The organism is Streptomyces sp. NPDC029296 (genome assembly GCF_055569255.1).
Genome location: NZ_JBVHXT010000048.1, coordinates 1 through 16,725, shown reverse-complemented (window position 1 = coordinate 16,725; position 16,725 = coordinate 1). Strand labels below are relative to the sequence as shown.

12 protein-coding genes and 1 pseudogene are annotated in these 16,725 nt (G+C 73.8%); 8 read left to right on the top strand and 5 right to left on the bottom strand.

The genetic code is table 11. The features are described 5' to 3' along the window. Window positions 1-104: 104 nt before the first annotated feature. Window positions 105-614 carry a hypothetical protein gene (locus ACZ4W9_RS33330; protein WP_467942110.1) on the bottom strand — a complete coding sequence of 170 codons (510 nt, stop codon included), beginning with the start codon at window positions 612-614 and terminating at the stop codon, window positions 105-107. A gap of 420 nt (window positions 615-1,034) precedes the next feature. Between ACZ4W9_RS33330 and ACZ4W9_RS33325 the strand changes: the two genes are divergently transcribed. From ACZ4W9_RS33325 to ACZ4W9_RS33305, 5 genes and pseudogenes are all read left to right on the top strand, one after another. Next, entirely contained in the window at window positions 1,035-3,839 is a 2,805-nt protein-coding gene (locus ACZ4W9_RS33325; RefSeq protein ID WP_467942108.1) for a nitrate- and nitrite sensing domain-containing protein, read from the top strand. After that, window positions 3,836-4,270 carry a roadblock/LC7 domain-containing protein gene (locus tag ACZ4W9_RS33320; RefSeq protein ID WP_467942107.1) on the top strand — a complete coding sequence of 145 codons (435 nt, stop codon included), beginning with the start codon at window positions 3,836-3,838 and terminating at the stop codon, window positions 4,268-4,270. The genes ACZ4W9_RS33325 and ACZ4W9_RS33320 overlap by 4 nt, the downstream gene beginning before the upstream one ends. 9 nt (window positions 4,271-4,279) lie before the next feature. Further along, window positions 4,280-4,675 carry a DUF742 domain-containing protein gene (locus ACZ4W9_RS33315; RefSeq protein WP_467942106.1) on the top strand — a complete coding sequence of 132 codons (396 nt, stop codon included), beginning with the start codon at window positions 4,280-4,282 and terminating at the stop codon, window positions 4,673-4,675. A gap of 84 nt (window positions 4,676-4,759) precedes the next feature. Then, a pseudogene (locus ACZ4W9_RS33310) lies at window positions 4,760-4,945 on the top strand (hypothetical protein); the annotation flags it as partial. After that, complete coding sequence (locus tag ACZ4W9_RS33305; RefSeq protein WP_467942104.1) at window positions 4,926-5,531, top strand: GTP-binding protein; 606 nt, start codon at window positions 4,926-4,928, stop codon at window positions 5,529-5,531. The pseudogene ACZ4W9_RS33310 and the gene ACZ4W9_RS33305, both read left to right, overlap by 20 nt. Window positions 5,532-5,846: 315 nt before the next feature. Here the strand turns inward: ACZ4W9_RS33305 and ACZ4W9_RS33300 are convergent, their stop codons facing one another. Beyond that, entirely contained in the window at window positions 5,847-7,496 is a 1,650-nt protein-coding gene (locus ACZ4W9_RS33300) for an EAL domain-containing protein (protein WP_467942103.1), read from the bottom strand. A gap of 346 nt (window positions 7,497-7,842) precedes the next feature. Here ACZ4W9_RS33300 and ACZ4W9_RS33295 point away from each other — a divergent pair, with 346 nt between their 5' ends. Continuing rightward, window positions 7,843-8,379, top strand: a complete 537-nt coding sequence (locus ACZ4W9_RS33295; RefSeq protein ID WP_467942102.1) for an NUDIX domain-containing protein — start codon at window positions 7,843-7,845, stop codon at window positions 8,377-8,379. 10 nt (window positions 8,380-8,389) lie between these two features. Here ACZ4W9_RS33295 and ACZ4W9_RS33290 read toward each other — a convergent pair whose 3' ends face one another. Further along, the gene (locus ACZ4W9_RS33290) at window positions 8,390-10,750 is read right to left on the bottom strand and encodes a glycoside hydrolase family 31 protein (RefSeq protein ID WP_467942100.1); all 2,361 of its coding nucleotides are present in this window, start codon (window positions 10,748-10,750) and stop codon (window positions 8,390-8,392) included. Window positions 10,751-10,963: 213 nt separating this feature from the next. Between ACZ4W9_RS33290 and ACZ4W9_RS33285 the strand changes: the two genes are divergently transcribed. Both ACZ4W9_RS33285 and ACZ4W9_RS33280 read left to right on the top strand, forming a co-directional pair. Then, window positions 10,964-12,940: an acetoacetate--CoA ligase gene (locus ACZ4W9_RS33285; protein WP_467942098.1), complete on the top strand. Its 1,977-nt coding sequence runs from the start codon at window positions 10,964-10,966 to the stop codon at window positions 12,938-12,940. A gap of 196 nt (window positions 12,941-13,136) precedes the next feature. Then, the gene (locus ACZ4W9_RS33280; RefSeq protein ID WP_467942096.1) at window positions 13,137-14,027 is read left to right on the top strand and encodes a hypothetical protein; all 891 of its coding nucleotides are present in this window, start codon (window positions 13,137-13,139) and stop codon (window positions 14,025-14,027) included. Between the two features lie 88 nt (window positions 14,028-14,115). Here ACZ4W9_RS33280 and ptsP read toward each other — a convergent pair whose 3' ends face one another. Continuing rightward, window positions 14,116-15,786, bottom strand: a complete 1,671-nt coding sequence (ptsP, locus tag ACZ4W9_RS33275) for a phosphoenolpyruvate--protein phosphotransferase (RefSeq protein ID WP_467942095.1) — start codon at window positions 15,784-15,786, stop codon at window positions 14,116-14,118. Window positions 15,787-15,865: 79 nt separating this feature from the next. Beyond that, window positions 15,866-16,315, bottom strand: a complete 450-nt coding sequence (locus tag ACZ4W9_RS33270; RefSeq protein WP_467942094.1) for a PTS sugar transporter subunit IIA — start codon at window positions 16,313-16,315, stop codon at window positions 15,866-15,868. Window positions 16,316-16,725 lie beyond the last annotated feature (410 nt).

Sequence of the window (16,725 nt, the reverse complement as noted above, 5' to 3'; positions counted from 1 at the left end):
CCATCGGGTGATCGCGCCCCGCCCACCCGTGTGCCCTCCCCTTCCCGGCCCGCCTTCGGCGGGCGCCGTCCCCGTTCGAGACGCCCCCCCGCGTGCCGCCCGTTTCAGGAGTGCGACAGCCGACCCGCGCCGCCTCCGCGGCGTATCCGCTCCTGTTCCCGCAGGGCCGCGCGCTCCTGGCGGCGGCGGGCCCGGCGCTCGCGGCGCAGGGACCGGGCCGTGCTGCTCGGTTCCGAGATCACGCCGTGCCGCTGGTTCCACACCTGGCGGGTCACCCACACGTCGACCACGGCCCAGGTGGCCACCACCGTGCTGGCGACGCCGCTCATCACCATCGGGAAGGCCAGCCAGGACCCGGCCAGCGTGCACAGGAACGCCACCATCGCCTGGAGCAGCGTGACCGCGATGACGAGGACGGCCCGCACCGCCGCCGCACGCACCGGGTCGGGCACCGGATGCCGGTGCGCGGGCTCCTCCACCCACAACGGCCGGTAGTCGTACCGCGATGCGTGGCCGTGCGCACCGCCGTGCTCCGGCGCCCCGCCGTTCCACCGTGTCCGCGTGCGCCCCGGTCCGTGATCCCCGGGCGTCCCGCGCCGTTCCGCCGTGCCCATCACCGTGTCACTCCCCACCGCCGGCAGACCGCTCGCCCCGGAATCCCGAAGACCCCGACTCCCCAGTGGCTGCCCGGCTCGCGCTGCTTTACGCCGCCGGAACGCGGGACGCGGCCGCTGTGGCTCATTCCGCCCCCAATTCCCCTAGAGAAGGACGAACGAGGCCGCGCGAAGATTCCCGCCGAGCGAAAAAATCCGGCCAACCGTCCGTCGAAGTTCCCACCGGCTACCGGACATGATCCTCCGGATCGCGGTGGCAATCTCCCCCAATGCCCGGACAACTCGCCCTCTCCCGCCGACGGTGCGGAACTTCACCCGCCGGACATGTCTTCGAGTTATCTGTGGGGCGGTAGTAGGCTCGCGCCGTTTGCTGACGGACATGAACACCCCCGACCAGCGGGGGTCGAGCTGGGGGAGGCCATGCGCTTTCGCGGGAAGTCGATCCGCCGGAAGATCGTGGCGCTGCTTCTCGTGCCGCTGGTGTCCCTGACCGGCGTCTGGGCCTTCGCCACGGTGTTCGCCGGCCGGGAAGTGGCTCAGTTGTTCCGCGTGTCCGACGTCGTCGAGGACATCGGCTACCCCACCGAGGACGCCGTGCGCGTCCTGCAGCAGGAACGCCGCCAGGCCCTCGTCTACCTCGCCGACCCGCGCGCCTCCGAGTCCCTGTCCGCGCTGCACCGCACCCGCGCCGCCACCGACCGGGCGATCGCCACCCTCCGCGAGCACGCCGGGGACGGGGACACCCGGGCCGACCTGGAGGCGGACGACCGCGAGCACCTGGCCACCGTCATGGACGCCTTCGGCGGCCTGGACTCCCTGCGCCGCAGCGTCGAGGAACGCTCCGTCACCCGGTCCCAGGCGCTCGGCCTCTACAACCGCCTCGTGGACCCCTGCTACGCGCTGCTGGCCTCCCTCGTCGGCATCGACGACGTCGAGGTCGAGAAGCAGGCCCGCGCCCTGGTCAACATCAACCGTGCCCGGGAACTGCTCGCCCGCGAGGACGCCCTGCTCGGCTCCTCCCTCGTCGTCGGCCGGCTCACCCGGGACGAGACCCGCGACCTCTCCGGCCTCGTCGCCCAGCGCACCCTCCTGTACGACATCAGCCTCCCGCTGCTGCCCGCCGCCGAACGCGCACGCTACGAACGCTTCTGGAAGAACGCCACCACGGCGCCCCTGCGCGAGGCCGAACGGTCCGTCATCGCCACCGGCTCCGGCACCCCCCGCCGTGTCACCGCCAAGAGCTGGGACACCACCGCCGCCACCGTCCTGGACGAGCTGGGCGCCCTCGACGACCAGGCGAGCGACCGCTATCAGGACCGCATGCGCCCGGTGGCCGTCGGCGTCATCGCCAAGGCGGCCGTGGTGGGCCTCCTCGGCCTGATCGCCCTCCTCGTCTCGGTCGTCCTGTCCATCCGCGTCGGCCGGGCCCTCATCCGCGACCTGCGCCAGCTGCGCCTGGAGGCGCACGAGGCGTCCGGGGTCCGGCTGCCCAGCGTGATGCGCCGGCTGTCCGCGGGCGAACAGGTCGACGTCGAGACCGAGGTGCCCCGCCTGGAGTACGACAAGAACGAGATCGGCGAGGTCGGGCAGGCCCTCAACACCTTGCAGCGCGCCGCCGTCGAGGCCGCCGTCAAGCAGGCCGAACTGCGCGCCGGCGTCTCCGAGGTCTTCGTCAACCTCGCCCGCCGCAGCCAGGTGCTGCTGCACAAGCAGCTCACCCTGCTCGACAGCATGGAACGCCGTACCGAGGACACCGACGAACTCGCCGACCTGTTCCGCCTGGACCACCTCACCACCCGGATGCGCCGCCACGCCGAGGGCCTGGTGATCCTCTCCGGAGCCGCGCCCTCCCGGCAGTGGCGCCGGCCCGTGCAGCTGATGGACGTCGTCCGCGCCGCCGTCGCCGAGGTCGAGGACTACGAGCGCATCGAGGTCCGGCGGCTGCCGCGGGTCGCCGTCACCGGGCCCGCCGTCGCCGACCTCACCCATCTCGTGGCCGAACTCCTGGAGAACGCCACGGTCTTCTCGCCCCCGCACACCGCCGTCCAGGTCGTCGGCGAGCGGGTCGCCAACGGCTTCACCCTGGAGATCCACGACCGGGGGCTCGGCATGACGGCCGAGGCACTGCTCGACGCCAATCTCCGCCTCGCCGAGACACCCGAGTTCGAACTCTCCGACACCGACCGGCTGGGCCTGTTCGTCGTCAGCCGCCTCGCCCAGCGCCAGAACGTCCGGGTCTCCCTCCAGCCGTCCCCCTACGGCGGCACCACCGCCGTGGTGTTCATCCCCGACCCGCTGCTGACCGAGGACGTCCCGGACACCAACGGCCTCGGCTTCCGGCTCGACCGCGACCGCCCGGGCAACGGCCCCGAGCAGGCGCTCGGCCACGGAGGCGGGCGCTCCCCGGCCCCACTGCGGCTGCCCGGCCTGCCGACCTCCGTGCTGGACGGACCGGTGGAGCTGGAGGCGCCCGTCGACCTCGACGCGCTGGACGACTTCCCCGGTGCCCTCCCGGACGAGGACAGCGAGCGCGGCGGCCTGTTCCGCCCCCGCCGGTCCCGCCCGGACGGCGACGATCCGGCCGGCCGGCCGCCGCACCACGAGTCCGGCGACCGGGGGGCCGTACCGCTGCCCCGGCGGCAGACGCCCAAGCTGGTCAGCTCGCACGGCAAGCCCGTCACCGACCAGCGCTCCCGCCGCGGCGAACCCGCCCCGGGACCCGCCGCCGGACCGCAGGACACCGACCCGGGCGGACTGGCCCCGCTGCCCTCCCGCCGCCGCGGCAGCGCCTCCCGGCGCCCCGCCGGCATCGGCGACCCGGCCGGGGACCGGGCCGCCACTCCGGCCGGGAACACCGACGGCACGCCCGAGGCCCCCGCGCTGCCCCGGCGCACCCGGACCAGGACGCCCGGCACCGGCGGCCCGGCCGACCCGGCACCGCCCGCCGGCGGCCCCACCGGGCCGGCCGGCGACCCGGCACCGGAGCCCGGCGCCCGGCCGCTGCCCCGGCGCGTGCGGCAGGCCAGCCTGGCGCCCCAGCTCAAGCAGGACACCGAACGGCGCGCCGCGCACGCGGCACAGCCCGACGACCGCGACGCCGACGAGGTCCGCAGCAGGATGGCCTCGCTCCAGCGCGGCTGGCAGCGCGGCCGGGAGGAGAACGCCGCGGGCGACGGGGCCCGGGACGGCACAGCACAAGGAACGACCAAGGGAGACGGTCGATGACCGCACCGAAGGCCACCGGCCACACGGCGACGAACAAGGGGGAGCTGAACTGGCTCCTGGACGACCTGGTGGACCGGGTCGCCAGCATCCGCAAGGCGGTCATCCTGTCCGGCGACGGACTGCCGACGGGAGTGTCCAAGGATCTGACCAGGGAGGACAGCGAGCACCTGGCCGCCGTCGCGTCCGGGTTCCACAGCCTCGCCAAGGGCGTCGGCCGCCACTTCGACGCGGGCGGCGTCCGGCAGACCATCGTCGAGCTGGACGGTGCCTTCCTCTTCGTCACCGCCGCCGGCGACGGCAGCTGCCTCGCCGTCCTCTCGGACGCCGACTCCGACGTCGGACAGGTCGCCTACGAGATGACGCTGCTGGTCAAGCGGGTTGGCGTGCATCTGGGCACCGCCCCGCGCACCGATCTGTCCGCAGGCGGGTAGTGGGGTGGCATGAGCGGAGACGGTCAGGGAAGAAACCACTGGTTCGACGACGAGGCCGGCCCGGTCGTCCGGCCGTACGCCATGACACGCGGCCGCACCACGAGTGAGGGCCAGCACCGCCTCGATCTGATCGCCGTGGTCGTCACGGAGCCCGACGCCGGCGATCCGGAAGCGGATCCGACGATGTCCCCGGAGCACGTGGACATCGTCGGGCTCTGCCGGGACGAGCCCCAGTCGGTCGCCGAACTGGCCGCGGAACTCGACCTGCCCATCGGCGTGGTCCGCGTCCTCATCGGCGACCTGGTGCACACCGGTTTCGTCCATGTGACCCGCCCGGTGCCGCCGGCCGAGCTGCCGGACGAGAGTATTCTGCGCGACGTGATCAACGGCCTCCGGGCGCTGTGACCGGCGCGGGAGCGGGGTAGCGACGTGACTGGCCGGCAGTTCCGGACGGACCGGGCGGCACCTGCGCGGACGCCGTCGCCCGTCGCGGACCGGGTGGAGCGGACCGACGGCACCGGCACCGGCCCCGGCGGGAACGGCTCGAACGGCTCGGCCGATGCCGGCCCCGCAGCCGTACTCGTCATCGAAACCCCCGGTGGCGGCGGCCACGGCCGACCGTCGCCCGAACCCCATCAAGCAGGAGAAGAGATCGATGATCTTCGGGCGTTCTGAGCGCGGCAAGCCCCCGGTCGAGCCCGTCACGCTCAAGATCCTGGTGGCCGGCGGCTTCGGCGTGGGCAAGACGACGCTCGTCGGCGCGGTCAGCGAGATCAGACCGCTGCGCACCGAGGAGCTGCTCACCGAGGCCGGGCGGCCGGTCGACGACACGAGCGGCGTGGAGGGCAAGCACACCACCACGGTGGCCATGGACTTCGGCCGCATCACGCTGCGCGAGGACCTGGTGCTGTACCTGTTCGGCACGCCCGGGCAGGAGCGGTTCTGGTTCATGTGGGACGAGCTGTCCGAGGGCGCGCTCGGCGCCGTCGTCCTCGCCGACACCCGCCGCCTGGAGGACTGCTTCGCCGCCGTCGACTACTTCGAGCGGCGCTCCATCCCCTTCGTCGTCGGCATCAACTGCTTCGAGGGCTCCGCGCGTTACCCCGCCGAGTCCGTCCGCCAGGCGCTCGACCTGGACGACGGCGTGCCCCTCCTGCTGTGCGACGCCCGGGACCGGGAGTCGGTCAAGGAGGTGCTCATCGGACTCGTGCGGCACGCGATGGCGTACACGGCCGGGCAACGCCGCGCCGCCACCGGCTGACCGCCCGCCCTCCCGCCACCGGCCGCCGGGCACGGCCCGCACCCCCGCCGACCGGGGTACGGGCCGTGGTCCTGTACGGCGGCCGGATCACCCCGGGGCCGGGCCGTCGGGGCAGGCCGGAGCCGCGCCGTAGTGCCGGATAACGCCGGGAATGTACGGTGATGTCGGCTGCCACCGGGACGTTTTCACCGGCGTTGCGGGGGCGTCAAGGCTGTGGACGGCGACGGTGACCCCGGCCCGCCCACCGCGGCGCGGGGAGGGGCGGGCCGGCGGGCGGTCGCCGCCGTAGCGAACGGCCCCGTACGGGACGGCGGTTCACCGCCGTGGTTCGGCGGCCGCCAATCCGGTCCCCGCCGGGGCCGGTCCCGGGCCGCCGCGCCGGATCTCGTGGCCGGGAAGCCCGGCCCGGCCGAGCACCCAGCTCGCGCCGTGCAGCGCCTTGGCCGCCTTCTTCAGCTCGGCGAGCCGCGCGGCGGCCTGATGATGGTCCCCGACGGTGCCCGGCGCGCAGACGACGGTCGCCAGCGACAGCGTGACCGGCCGTCCGCCCGCCGCCCAGGACGCGTCCAGCACGGCGCTCGCCAGCGGATCGAGCGCCTCCTCGTCGGCCAGCACCAGGAAGTCGTCCCCGCCGATGTGCCCCACCCGGGCCTGCCCCGCCGCCCGCTGGAGCGCGCCGCCGACCGCGCGGATCAGCTCGTCGCCCGCGGCGAACCCGGCCCCGTCGTTGACCTGCTTGAAGTGGTCGATGTCCAGCCAGCTGAGCGCGAACGCCCGGCCCTCGGAGATCCGCCGGTCCACCTCGCCCACGATCGCGTCCGAACCGGGCAGCCGGGTCAGCGGGTTGAGTCCGGCCGCCTCCTCCACCCGGCTCTCGGCCAGCGCCCGCACCAGATCCGCGAGCCGTACGACGCCCACGCACCGGCCCTGTTCGTCGACCACCGCCACATCGTCCGAGGTCCGGTCCCGGCCGCCGACCGCCACCACGTCCAGCACCTGCCAGGCCGTGGCGTCCACCCCGACCGTGCGGGGCGTGTCGCCCAGTTTGAACGCGGGCCGGCCGGCGTACAGGGCGTGCCCGTAGCGGGTCGACATGGACAGCAGGAAGCGCGAACGGTGCACCGACCGGACGGGACGCCCGGACGCGTCCACCAGCAGCACCCCGGAGACGTCCGGGGAACCGGTCAGCAGGGCCCGCACCCGCTCGGCCGAGGCGGTCAGCGGCAGTACGGCGGCGGGCCGCACGAACTCCCGCACCGACGGCCCGGACCGGGGCACGGTCACGGCACCGGGCGCGCGGGGCGGAACGTACACGTCCACCACGGGGATCCGGGCCGGCGGCGCGAACAGCTCGCCCTGGGCCAGCTGGGCACCGGCCGCCAGGGCCGCCGCGCACTGGTGCTCGGTCTCCACGCCCTCCACCGCGACCAGGGCGCCCAGCCCCTCGCACAGCGTCCGCATCGCCCGGACCGCGGCCGGCCGTGCCAGCAGGGAGGCGTCGAGCTTGACCAGGCCGGGGGAGAGGTCGGTGAGCAGCCTGAGCGGCACGTCTCCGTCCCCGATGCCGTCCGCGCTGATCCGGAACCCCTGCTCGCGCAGCGAGGCCACCGCCTCCAGCAGGGCCCGGTGCGGCACGTGCGTGTAGGGCGGGACGATGTCGAGCGTCACCTCCCAGGGCATGCGCCCCGCGCCGCGCACCGCGTCGTGCAGCGGGGTGAGGCCGCCCAGGTCGGCGAGCGTGCCCGCGAACACGTTCAGGTGCAGCGGCAGCAGCGTCTCCTTGCGCGCCGCCGCGCGGAACGCCAGCACGGCCAGCCTGCCGTCCAGCTCGGGGTCCCGGCGGGCCTCGGCCAGGATGTCGCCGGTTTCCGGGCGGGCGAGTGTCTCCAGTGCGGCGACCGCGCCCGTCCTCAGGTTGACCACCGGCTGGAAGGCGAAGCGGAGAGTATCCGTCCAGGAGTGCACGGGAGCATGATGGCGCCGCCCGCGCACGACCTGGCGCAGTTCATGAGACGTTCACACAGGATTCCGTGACGATCACACAGAGTGTGCGGCGTCCGAGTCCGCGGGCGCGCGGGTACGCGGCAGCCCCTTCACCGGGAAGAAAACTGACGGGGTGTCATAACTGCGCCGAGGGCAATCTGAAATGCGCAGACTGCCGCGGTGAACCGAATGGCCCCGAACGGCGTCGTGTTACAGGAGAGGCGGCCGGGACCGACGGGGGTGATTCCGGCCGCCTCTTCCCGATCCGCCCGTTCCTGACACGTCACCGCCGGAACACGCCTCTCTCGTGATCGGATACAGTCCGCGCGTGTCCGAAACTCGACAACCATCTGCCAATTCCGTGCCGAACTCCCACTGTTCGAGCTGCGGAGCGCCCTATGGAGAGGGCATCACCGGCTGGCCGCGGACCTGCCCGTCCTGCGGAACCACCGCCTACCGCAACCCGCTGCCGGTCGCGATCGCGCTCCAGCCCGTGTACGACACCAAGGGCACCTCCCTGGTCGTCATCACCCGCACCGTCGCCCCCGCGCGCGGCGGCACGGCCCTGCCCGGCGGCTACGTCGACGACCGCGAGGACTGGAAGCAGGCCGTCGTCCGCGAACTCGAGGAGGAGACCGGCATCGGCGCGGCCGCCCGCGACGTGCGGCTCGTGGACGCCATGAGCGCCCCCGACGGGCACCTGCTGCTGTTCGGGCTGCTCCCCGAACGCCCGGCCGACGGGCTGCCGCCCTCCGGCCCCACGGACGAGACCGAGGGCTGGCGCCTGCTGCGCCGGCCCGAGGAACTCGCCTTCCCGCTGCACACCGTGGCCGTCAAGGCCTGGTTCGAGGGCCGCTACGTGTGAACCGCGCCGGTCAGCCCAGGCCGCGCACGCGCACCGGGTAGGGCGGCTCCGCCGGGCCGTCCTCCCGCTCCCGGGTGACCACCACCCGCTCCTCCCGCCGGCGGGCGGCATAGCGCTCGGTCTCCGGCTCCGCCCACCCGTCGCCCGCGTCCGGCACCACCAGGCCGCCCCCGGCCCGCCCGCGCGCGGGCGCCCACACCTCCAGCTCCAGCCCGCCGCCGGCCCCCCGCACGGGCAGCACCGCCCCCGCGCGCGCGAAGACCGGCACCCGGGACAGCGGCGCGTCGACCACCACCCGCGCCGGCCCCTCGTAGACCTCCTCCGTCGCCGTGTCGTACCAGCGGCCCCGCGGCAGGCGCACCGCACGCCGGCTCGCACCGGGCTCCAGCACCGGGGCCACCAGCAGGCCGTCGCCCAGCAGGAACGCGTCCTCGCAGTCGCGCAGCGCCCGGTCCTCCGGCGACCCCCACCACAACGGCCGCACATAGGGCGCCCCGGTCCGCCGGGCCAGCCGCGCCAGTGTCAGGAAGTACGGCAGCAGCCGCCGGCGTTCGAGCAGCGCCGCGCGCGCGTGCTCCAGCACCCCGGCACCGAACTCCCACGGCTCCCGGCGCCCCGCCCGGGGACCGGTGTGGGTGCGGAACAACGGCAGATACGCGCCCAGCTGGAACCACCGCAGATACAGCTCCGGTGACGGACCGCCGTCACCGCCCCCCACGTCCGGACCCGAGTACGGCACCCCGCACAACCCCAGCCCCAGCACCAGCGACAGCGACGCCCGCAGCCCCGGCCAGCCCGTCGCCACGGCCCCCGACCACGTGCCCCCGTACCGCTGCGACCCCGCCCAGCCCGAACGGGAGACCACGAAGGGCCGCTCCCCGGGCGCCAGCTCGCGCAGCCCCGTATAGGCCGCCCGGGCCATGCACAGGGCGTACACGTTGTGCGCCTCCCGGTGGTCGCCGCCGCGCCCCTCCAGGGCATGCCGGGCCGACCGGGGCAGCGTGGGCTCACCGAAGGCGCTGAACGACGTCGGCTCGTTCATGTCGTGCCAGAACCCCGCGAAGCCCTGCTCCAGCCGCTCCCGGTACAGCCCGCCCCACCACGCGCGCACGCGCGCGTGCGTGAAGTCCGGGAAGACCGACTCGCCGGCCCACGCCTCGCCCTCCACCGTGCGGCCCCGCGCGTCCCGCACGAACGCGTCCACGGCCGCACCGCCGTCGTACACCGCGTCGCCCTCTTCCGCCCGCACCGCCGGCTCCACGGCCGACACCAGCCGGATCCCGTCCCGGCGCAACTCCTCCGCCAGCACCGGCAGCTTGGGAAAGCGTTCCTGGTCGACGGTGAACACCCGGTGGTCCTCGTAGTGGTCGATGCCGAGATGCACCGCGTCCAGCGGCAGGCCCCGCTCCTGATAGCCGGCGACGATCCGGCGCACCTCCTGCTCGCCGCCGGCGTCCCGCCACGCGTGCTGGTGCCCCAGGGCCCACGCGGGCGGCAGCGCGGGCGCCCCGGTCAGCGAGGCCCACGTGTACAGCACGCGCGCGGGAGTGCCCACCATCGCCCAGCAGCGCAGCGGCCCGCCGTCCATGTGCACCTCGCAGCGGCCCGCCCGGTCGTGCCCGGACCCGGCGCCCTCCTCGCCCTCCCGCAGCACCACCGAGCCGTCCCAGGTGGTGTCGTGGAACACCAGGTGCGTGCCCGCGTCCGCCACCACCAGCTGCACCGGCATCGTCAGATACAGCGGATCGTCACCGGGCCCGAACGCGCGGCCCGGGTCGGTGTTCCACAGCCGGTACCTGCCGTCCCGCAGCCGCGGCCCGGACGCCCGCCCGCCCAGCCCGAAGAACCGGGCGTCCGCCGCCACCTCCGACCGCTGCGTCCACCGCGCCGTACCCCCGCCGACCGGTTCCCACCAGCGCGGCGGCAGATCCCGCCGCAGCACCACCCCGCCCGGCGTGCACACCTGCACCGCACCGTGCCGCGACACGACCACCGTCACCCGCTCGGCCACCACCCGCCAGCCGCCGTCCTTGTCCGGCTCCAGCACCGCCCGCGGATCCGGCTCCGGACCGCTCCCCGCCAGCGCGTACGACGGCAGCGCGGCCGCCCCGTCCCACCCCCAGAACACCGCTCCGTTCGCCGCCACGACGATCCGCAGCTCGGAGCGCCCGAACCGGATCACACCGCCGCCCGGACCCGGCTCCACCTCCTGCACCCGCCCCGGCACCCGGGCCCGCTCCGGCCCCCGCCGCGGCAGCCCCGCCGCGTCGATCCGGCTCCTGCGCCACGCGGCCCGCACGGTACGCAAACCCCGTGCCGCCCTCCCCGAACCGACCACACTCATCGAACGCACCAGGTCACGACCGTCCATGCTGCTCACCCTGCCACTGAGCGCCCCACGCGCGGGCGCCGTTCAACTGCCGTTCACCCGTGCCCGGGCCACATCTTCACGAGGCGGACTATGTGCGGCGCACCCTGGTGCAGAAGTCGATCACATGGCATCGTCCGTGTCAGCCGCGTCACGCGCACACCCCAGCCCGTGCGCGGACCGACGCACACGACGCGCACAGCCCGGGAGCCACCGATGTCGACCGCGAACCCCCAGCCGCTCTGGCAGCCCGATCCCGAACGGATCGCCCAGGCCCGCATCACCCGGTTCCAGGCATGGGCCGCCGAACACCACGGCGCCCCGGCCGAGGGCGGTTACCCGGCCCTGCACCGGTGGTCCGTCGACCAGCTCGACGCCTTCTGGAAAGCCGTCACCGAGTGGTTCGACGTACGCTTCTCCACCCCCTGGACACGCGTGCTCGACGACCGCGCCATGCCCGGCGCCCGCTGGTTCCCCGGCGCCACCCTCAACTACGCCGAACACGCCCTGCGCGCCGCCGCCGACCGCGCCGGCGAACCCGCCCTCCTGTGCGTGGACGAGACCCACGAACCCCGCCCGGTGACCTGGTCCGAGCTGCGCCGCCAGGTCGGCTCCCTCGCCGCCGGGCTCCGCGCGCTCGGCGTACGCCCCGGCGACCGCGTCAGCGGCTACCTCCCGAACATCCCGGAGGCCGTCGTCGCCCTCCTCGCCACGGCCGCCGTCGGCGCCGTCTGGACCTCCTGCGCCCCCGACTTCGGCGCCCGCAGCGTCCTCGACCGCTTCCAGCAGGTCGAACCCGTCGTCCTGTTCACCGTCGACGGCTACCGTTACGGCGGCAAGGAACACGACCGCCGCGAGACCGTCGCCGAACTGCGCCGCGAACTGCCCACCCTGCGTGCCGTCGTCCACGTCCCGCTGCTGGGCACCGAGGCCCCCGAGGGCACCCTCGCCTGGTCGGAACTGACGGCGGCGGACACCGAGCCCGTCTACGAACAGGTCCCCTTCGACCACCCGCTGTGGGTGCTGTACTCCTCCGGCACGACCGGCCTGCCCAAGGCCATCGTCCAGTCACAGGGCGGCATCCTCGTCGAACACCTCAAACAGCTCGGCCTGCACTGCGACCTCGGCCCCGAGGACCGCTTCTTCTGGTACACCTCGACCGGCTGGATGATGTGGAACTTCCTCGTCTCCGGCCTCCTCACGGGCACCACGGTCGTCCTCTACGACGGCAGCCCCGGCCACCCCGACACCGGCGCCCAGTGGCGGATCGCCGAACGCACCCGCGCCACCCTCTTCGGCACCTCCGCCGCCTACGTCATGGCCTGCCGCAAGGCCGGCGTCCACCCCGCCAGCGACCACGACCTGTCCACGGTCCAGTGCGTCGCCACCACCGGCTCCCCGCTGCCGCCCGACGGCTTCCGCTGGCTGCACGACGAGTTCGCCGAGAGCGGGGCCGACCTGTGGATCGCCTCCGTCAGCGGCGGCACGGACGTCTGCTCCTGCTTCGCCGGAGCCGTCCCCACCCTCCCCGTGTACACCGGCGAACTCCAGGCACCCGGCCTCGGCACCGACCTGCGCTCCTGGGACCCGAACGGCAAGCCCCTCGTCGACGAGGTCGGCGAGCTGGTCGTCACCCGGCCCATGCCGTCCATGCCGATCCACTTCTGGAACGACCCCGACGGCACCCGCTACCACGACAGCTACTTCGACACCTACCCCGGCGTCTGGCGCCACGGCGACTGGATCACCGTCACCTCCCGGGGCTCGGTGATCATCCACGGCCGCTCCGACTCCACCCTGAACCGGCAGGGCGTCCGCATGGGCTCGGCCGACATCTACGAGGTCGTCGAGCGCCTGCCCGAGATCAGGGAATCGCTCGTCATCGGCGTCGAGCAGCCCGACGGCGGCTACTGGATGCCCCTGTTCGTGCACCTCGCACCGGGCGCCGTCCTGGACGAGGCACTCCTGAACCGCGTCAAGCGGGCCCTCCGCGAACAGCTCTCACCCCGGCACGTCCCCGACGAGATCATCGAGGTCCCGGGCATCCCGCACACCCTCACCGGCAAGCGCATCGAGGTCCCGGTCAAGCGCCTCCTGCAGGGCACTCCCCTGGAAAAGGCGGTCAACCCCGGCTCCATCGACGACCTCGCCCTGCTCGGCTTCTACGAGCGGCTGGCCCGCGAACGCGTCTGACCCACCGGAAGATCACCCTCCGCACAGGTCCCGGACCCCGCCGAGCCCGACCGCGGGCCCGGGACCGACCACCCCCACACCGCCTCGACCTGGGGAAACAATCCCCACCCCGGGTCCGCACCCGCCTGCGACCCCCCGCTGTCAGTGCCGCCGGTTACGGTGAGTGAGCATTGATCGACCGCGCATTGGGGGAATCATGGCGCACACCGACCACCAGACCATGCGACGCGTCCTGCGCCGCGAGATCGCCGGCACCATCGGCGTCCTCACCGACGACCACGACTTCCGCGCCATGCGGCGCTACCGCAGCTTCACCTTCGACGACCACACGGCATACCTCCGCCACCTCGAAACGGTCCTGAAGATCCGCGCCGCACAGGGCAGCCACACCACACTGGCCCTGTTCGACCCCGAGGACTACGCCGCGTACTGCGCGGACACCGGCCTCGACCCGGACACCCCGGCCAGCCGCACCCGGTTCACCGCACAGCTCGCGGCCACCGGCCCCACCGTCCCCTACGACGGCCGCCCGCTCGCCGACCTCCTGCCCCAGCTCGTGGACGAAGCCGTCCGCCAGGCCACCTGGGAGTACGCCACCACCCTCCTCACCCGCCTCGGCCCCTGCCCGACCTGCGGCGAGGACATCGGCAGGACCGCCTTCACCCGCGCCTCCGCACTCCTGGCACGCATCCTCGACACCGCGCCGCCCGGCGACCGGCACCTCGTCTGCACCGTCTCCGGACCACCGGACACCCTCGTCTCCGTGCTGCACGGAGACGAGGACGGCCACGGCGCCACCCGCCTGGACGAGGCCGAGGCCCTGGAATTCACCAGCGTCCTCGCCCTCGGACTCGCCACCCGCAGCCCCGGCGGACTCGTCATCCGCACCACCGCCCCCGGCACCGCCGACCGCGTCTACGGCTGGCGACTGCGCGGCGGCACCCTCGAACCCCTGACGGCCGCGGAGGTCTTCGACGCCTACTGCACCGACGTCGAATCCGGCGACCTCATCGCACCCGAGTCCGGCGTCGACTACGGCGCGCCCCCCGACCTCGGCGACGACACCGCGCCGGACCACCGCCACTGACCCACCGGCCCCCCACGGAACACGTCAGGGGCGCCCCGCCCGAAGGCAGGACGCCCCTGACGACCGGCACCCGAAGGCACCGGCACGGCTACTCGCCGGACAGCACCGCCTGAGCCGCGCCGCGCGCCTCCTCGGCACTGTCCGCCGCACGCGCCGCCGCCGCGGCCCGCTCGCACTGCGCCAGCGTGTACTTCGCCAGCGTGGCGCGGACGTACGGAATCGACGCCGAACCCATGGACAGGGAGGTGACGCCCAGACCCGTCAGCACACAGGCCAGCAGCGGATCGGACGCGGCCTCACCGCACACCCCGCAGCTCTTGCCCTCGGCCCTCGCCGCCTCGGCGGACAGCGCGACCAGGTCGAGCAGCGCCGGCTGCCACGGGTCCTGGAGCCGCGACACCGCACCCACCTGCCGGTCCGCCGCGAACGTGTACTGCGCGAGGTCGTTGGTCCCCAGCGACAGGAACTCGACCTCCCGCAGGATCGAGCGCGCCCGCAGCGCGGCCGACGGGATCTCGACCATCGCGCCGAACTTCGCCTGGAGCCCCGCCGCCCGGCAGGCGTCCGCGAACGCCTTGGCGTCCTGCCGGTCCGCCACCATGGGCGCCATCACCTCGAGGTGGACGGGCAGCCCCTCGGCGGCCTTCGCCAGCGCCGTCAGCTGGGTGCGCAGCACCTCCGGGTGGTCGAGCAGCGTCCGCAGACCCCGCACGCCCAGCGCCGGGTTCGGCTCGTCCGCCGGCGTCAGGAAGTCCAGCGGCTTGTCCGCGCCCGCGTCCAGCACCCGCACGACCACACGACCCTCGGGGAACGCCTCCAGCACCTGCCGGTAGGCCTCCACCTGCTTCTCCTCGGACGGAGCCTTCTTGCTGTCGTCCAGGAAGAGGAACTCGGTACGGAACAGACCGACGCCCTCGGCACCGGCCTCGACCGCCGCCGCCACATCCGCCGGACCGCCCACGTTGGCCAGCAGCGGCACCTTGTGCCCGTCCGCGGTCACACCCGGACCCGTCGAGGCGGCCAGCGCCGCCTTGCGCTCGGCGGCCGCGGCCGAAAGCCGCGCCTTCTGCTCCTCGCTCGGGTTCACGAAGACATCACCCGTGCTGCCGTCCACGGCGACGAGCGTGCCCTCGGCCAGCTCACCGGCGCCCGGCAACGCCACGACGGCGGGCACGCCCAGAGCCCGCGCCAGGATCGCGCTGTGGCTGGTCGGACCGCCCTCCTCGGTCACGAAACCGAGCACGAGCGACGGGTCCAGCAGAGCGGTGTCGGCCGGGGCCAGGTCCCGGGCCACGAGGACATACGGCTGGTCGCTGTCCGGGACACCCGGCATCGGCACGCCCAGCAGCCGGGCGACGATGCGGTTGCGCACGTCGTCCAGGTCGGCCACGCGCCCCGCGAGGTACTCACCGGCACCGGCCAGCAGCTCCCGGTACGCCGCGAACGCGTCGTACACCGCGCGCTCCGCGGTGCTGCCGACGGCGATCCGCCGGTCCACGTCCGCCATCAGCTCGGGGTCCTGCGCCATCATGGCCTGCGCTTCCAGCACGGCCTGGGCCTCGCCCCCCGCCAGATTGCCGCGCGCCATCAGGTCGGCGGCCACCGCGTCCACGGCCTGCCGGGCACGCCCCTGCTCCCGCTCGGCGTCCTCGGCCGGGATCTGCTTGGCCGGCGGTTCCAGCACCGCCGTGCCCATGTGCCGAACCTCGCCGATCGCCACACCGTGGCTCACGCCGACGCCTCGCAGCGTTGTCTCCATCTCACCCGTCTCCGATAAGCGCGGCGGGCCCCGCCGCCGCGGTGGTTGTCCTGTTCGCCGCCCTGCGACGGCACGGCCGTCAGTTCCAGGAGAAGAGGCTCTCGCCGGCCTCCACGTCACCGCTGTCCCGCAGCTCGGAGAGGGCCTCGGCGGTGGCTTCGAGGGCGACGACCGGGCACACCGGGGACTTGCCGGCGGCTTCGACGGCGGCCGGGTTCCACCGGATGATCGCCTGGCCTCGGGTGACCTTGTCCCCCTTGTTGACGAGCAGCTCGAAGCCCTCGCCGTTGAGCTGGACCGTGTCGATGCCGAGGTGGGTGAGCACGCCGTGGCCGCTCTCGTCGACCACGACGAACGCGTGCGGGTGCAGGGAGACGATGACACCGTCCACCGGCGCCACCGCCTCGGAGGCCTCGCGCACGGGATCGATCGCGGTACCCGGGCCGACCATGGCCCCGGAGAAGACCGGGTCCGGCACTGCGGCCAGCCCGATGGCCCGTCCGGCGAGAGGGGACGTCACGGTGGTCATGGGAAGCCTCCCGAGGAGTGGAGCTGCTCGCGGACCGTCACCGCCTGTCCCGGACGGCGCACTGAGCAGCAGCGTATGTCAAATGAACTGGCGGTTCCGGATAGAAGCTACCAGCTAGTGGTCTAGACCACCAACCGTGGCGATTTGCATGGCGTTCCAAGCCGCGTGTACAGTCGTACTCCTGCTCGGGACAGAGAGACGCGAAACGGCGTCCAGCTCCGGGCGGCAACCAAACTCATCAGATCCTGATCTCGGATCTTCTTCTGCGTGCTCGCAGGAGGGTGGTCAGAGAGACGGAAAAGCCTGGTAGAGTTTGAAACGCAAGACCGAAGGGAAGCGCCCGGAGGAAAGCCCGAGAGGGTGAGTACAAAGGAAGCGACCGTTCCTTGAGAACTCAACAGCGTGCCAAA

Bases quoted from the DNA above. Each gene is read 5' to 3' on its own strand.
- ACZ4W9_RS33330 (WP_467942110.1), bottom strand. From the start codon at position 614: ATGGGCACGGCGGAACGGCGCGGGACGCCCGGGGATCACGGACCGGGG.
- ACZ4W9_RS33325 (WP_467942108.1), top strand. From the start codon at position 1,035: ATGCGCTTTCGCGGGAAGTCGATCCGCCGGAAGATCGTGGCGCTGCTT.
- ACZ4W9_RS33320 (WP_467942107.1), top strand. From the start codon at position 3,836: ATGACCGCACCGAAGGCCACCGGCCACACGGCGACGAACAAGGGGGAG.
- ACZ4W9_RS33315 (WP_467942106.1), top strand. From the start codon at position 4,280: ATGAGCGGAGACGGTCAGGGAAGAAACCACTGGTTCGACGACGAGGCC.
- ACZ4W9_RS33305 (WP_467942104.1), top strand. From the start codon at position 4,926: ATGATCTTCGGGCGTTCTGAGCGCGGCAAGCCCCCGGTCGAGCCCGTC.
- ACZ4W9_RS33290 (WP_467942100.1), bottom strand. From the start codon at position 10,750: ATGGACGGTCGTGACCTGGTGCGTTCGATGAGTGTGGTCGGTTCGGGG.
- ACZ4W9_RS33285 (WP_467942098.1), top strand. From the start codon at position 10,964: ATGTCGACCGCGAACCCCCAGCCGCTCTGGCAGCCCGATCCCGAACGG.
- ACZ4W9_RS33280 (WP_467942096.1), top strand. From the start codon at position 13,137: ATGGCGCACACCGACCACCAGACCATGCGACGCGTCCTGCGCCGCGAG.
- ptsP (WP_467942095.1), bottom strand. From the start codon at position 15,786: ATGGAGACAACGCTGCGAGGCGTCGGCGTGAGCCACGGTGTGGCGATC.
- ACZ4W9_RS33270 (WP_467942094.1), bottom strand. From the start codon at position 16,315: ATGACCACCGTGACGTCCCCTCTCGCCGGACGGGCCATCGGGCTGGCC.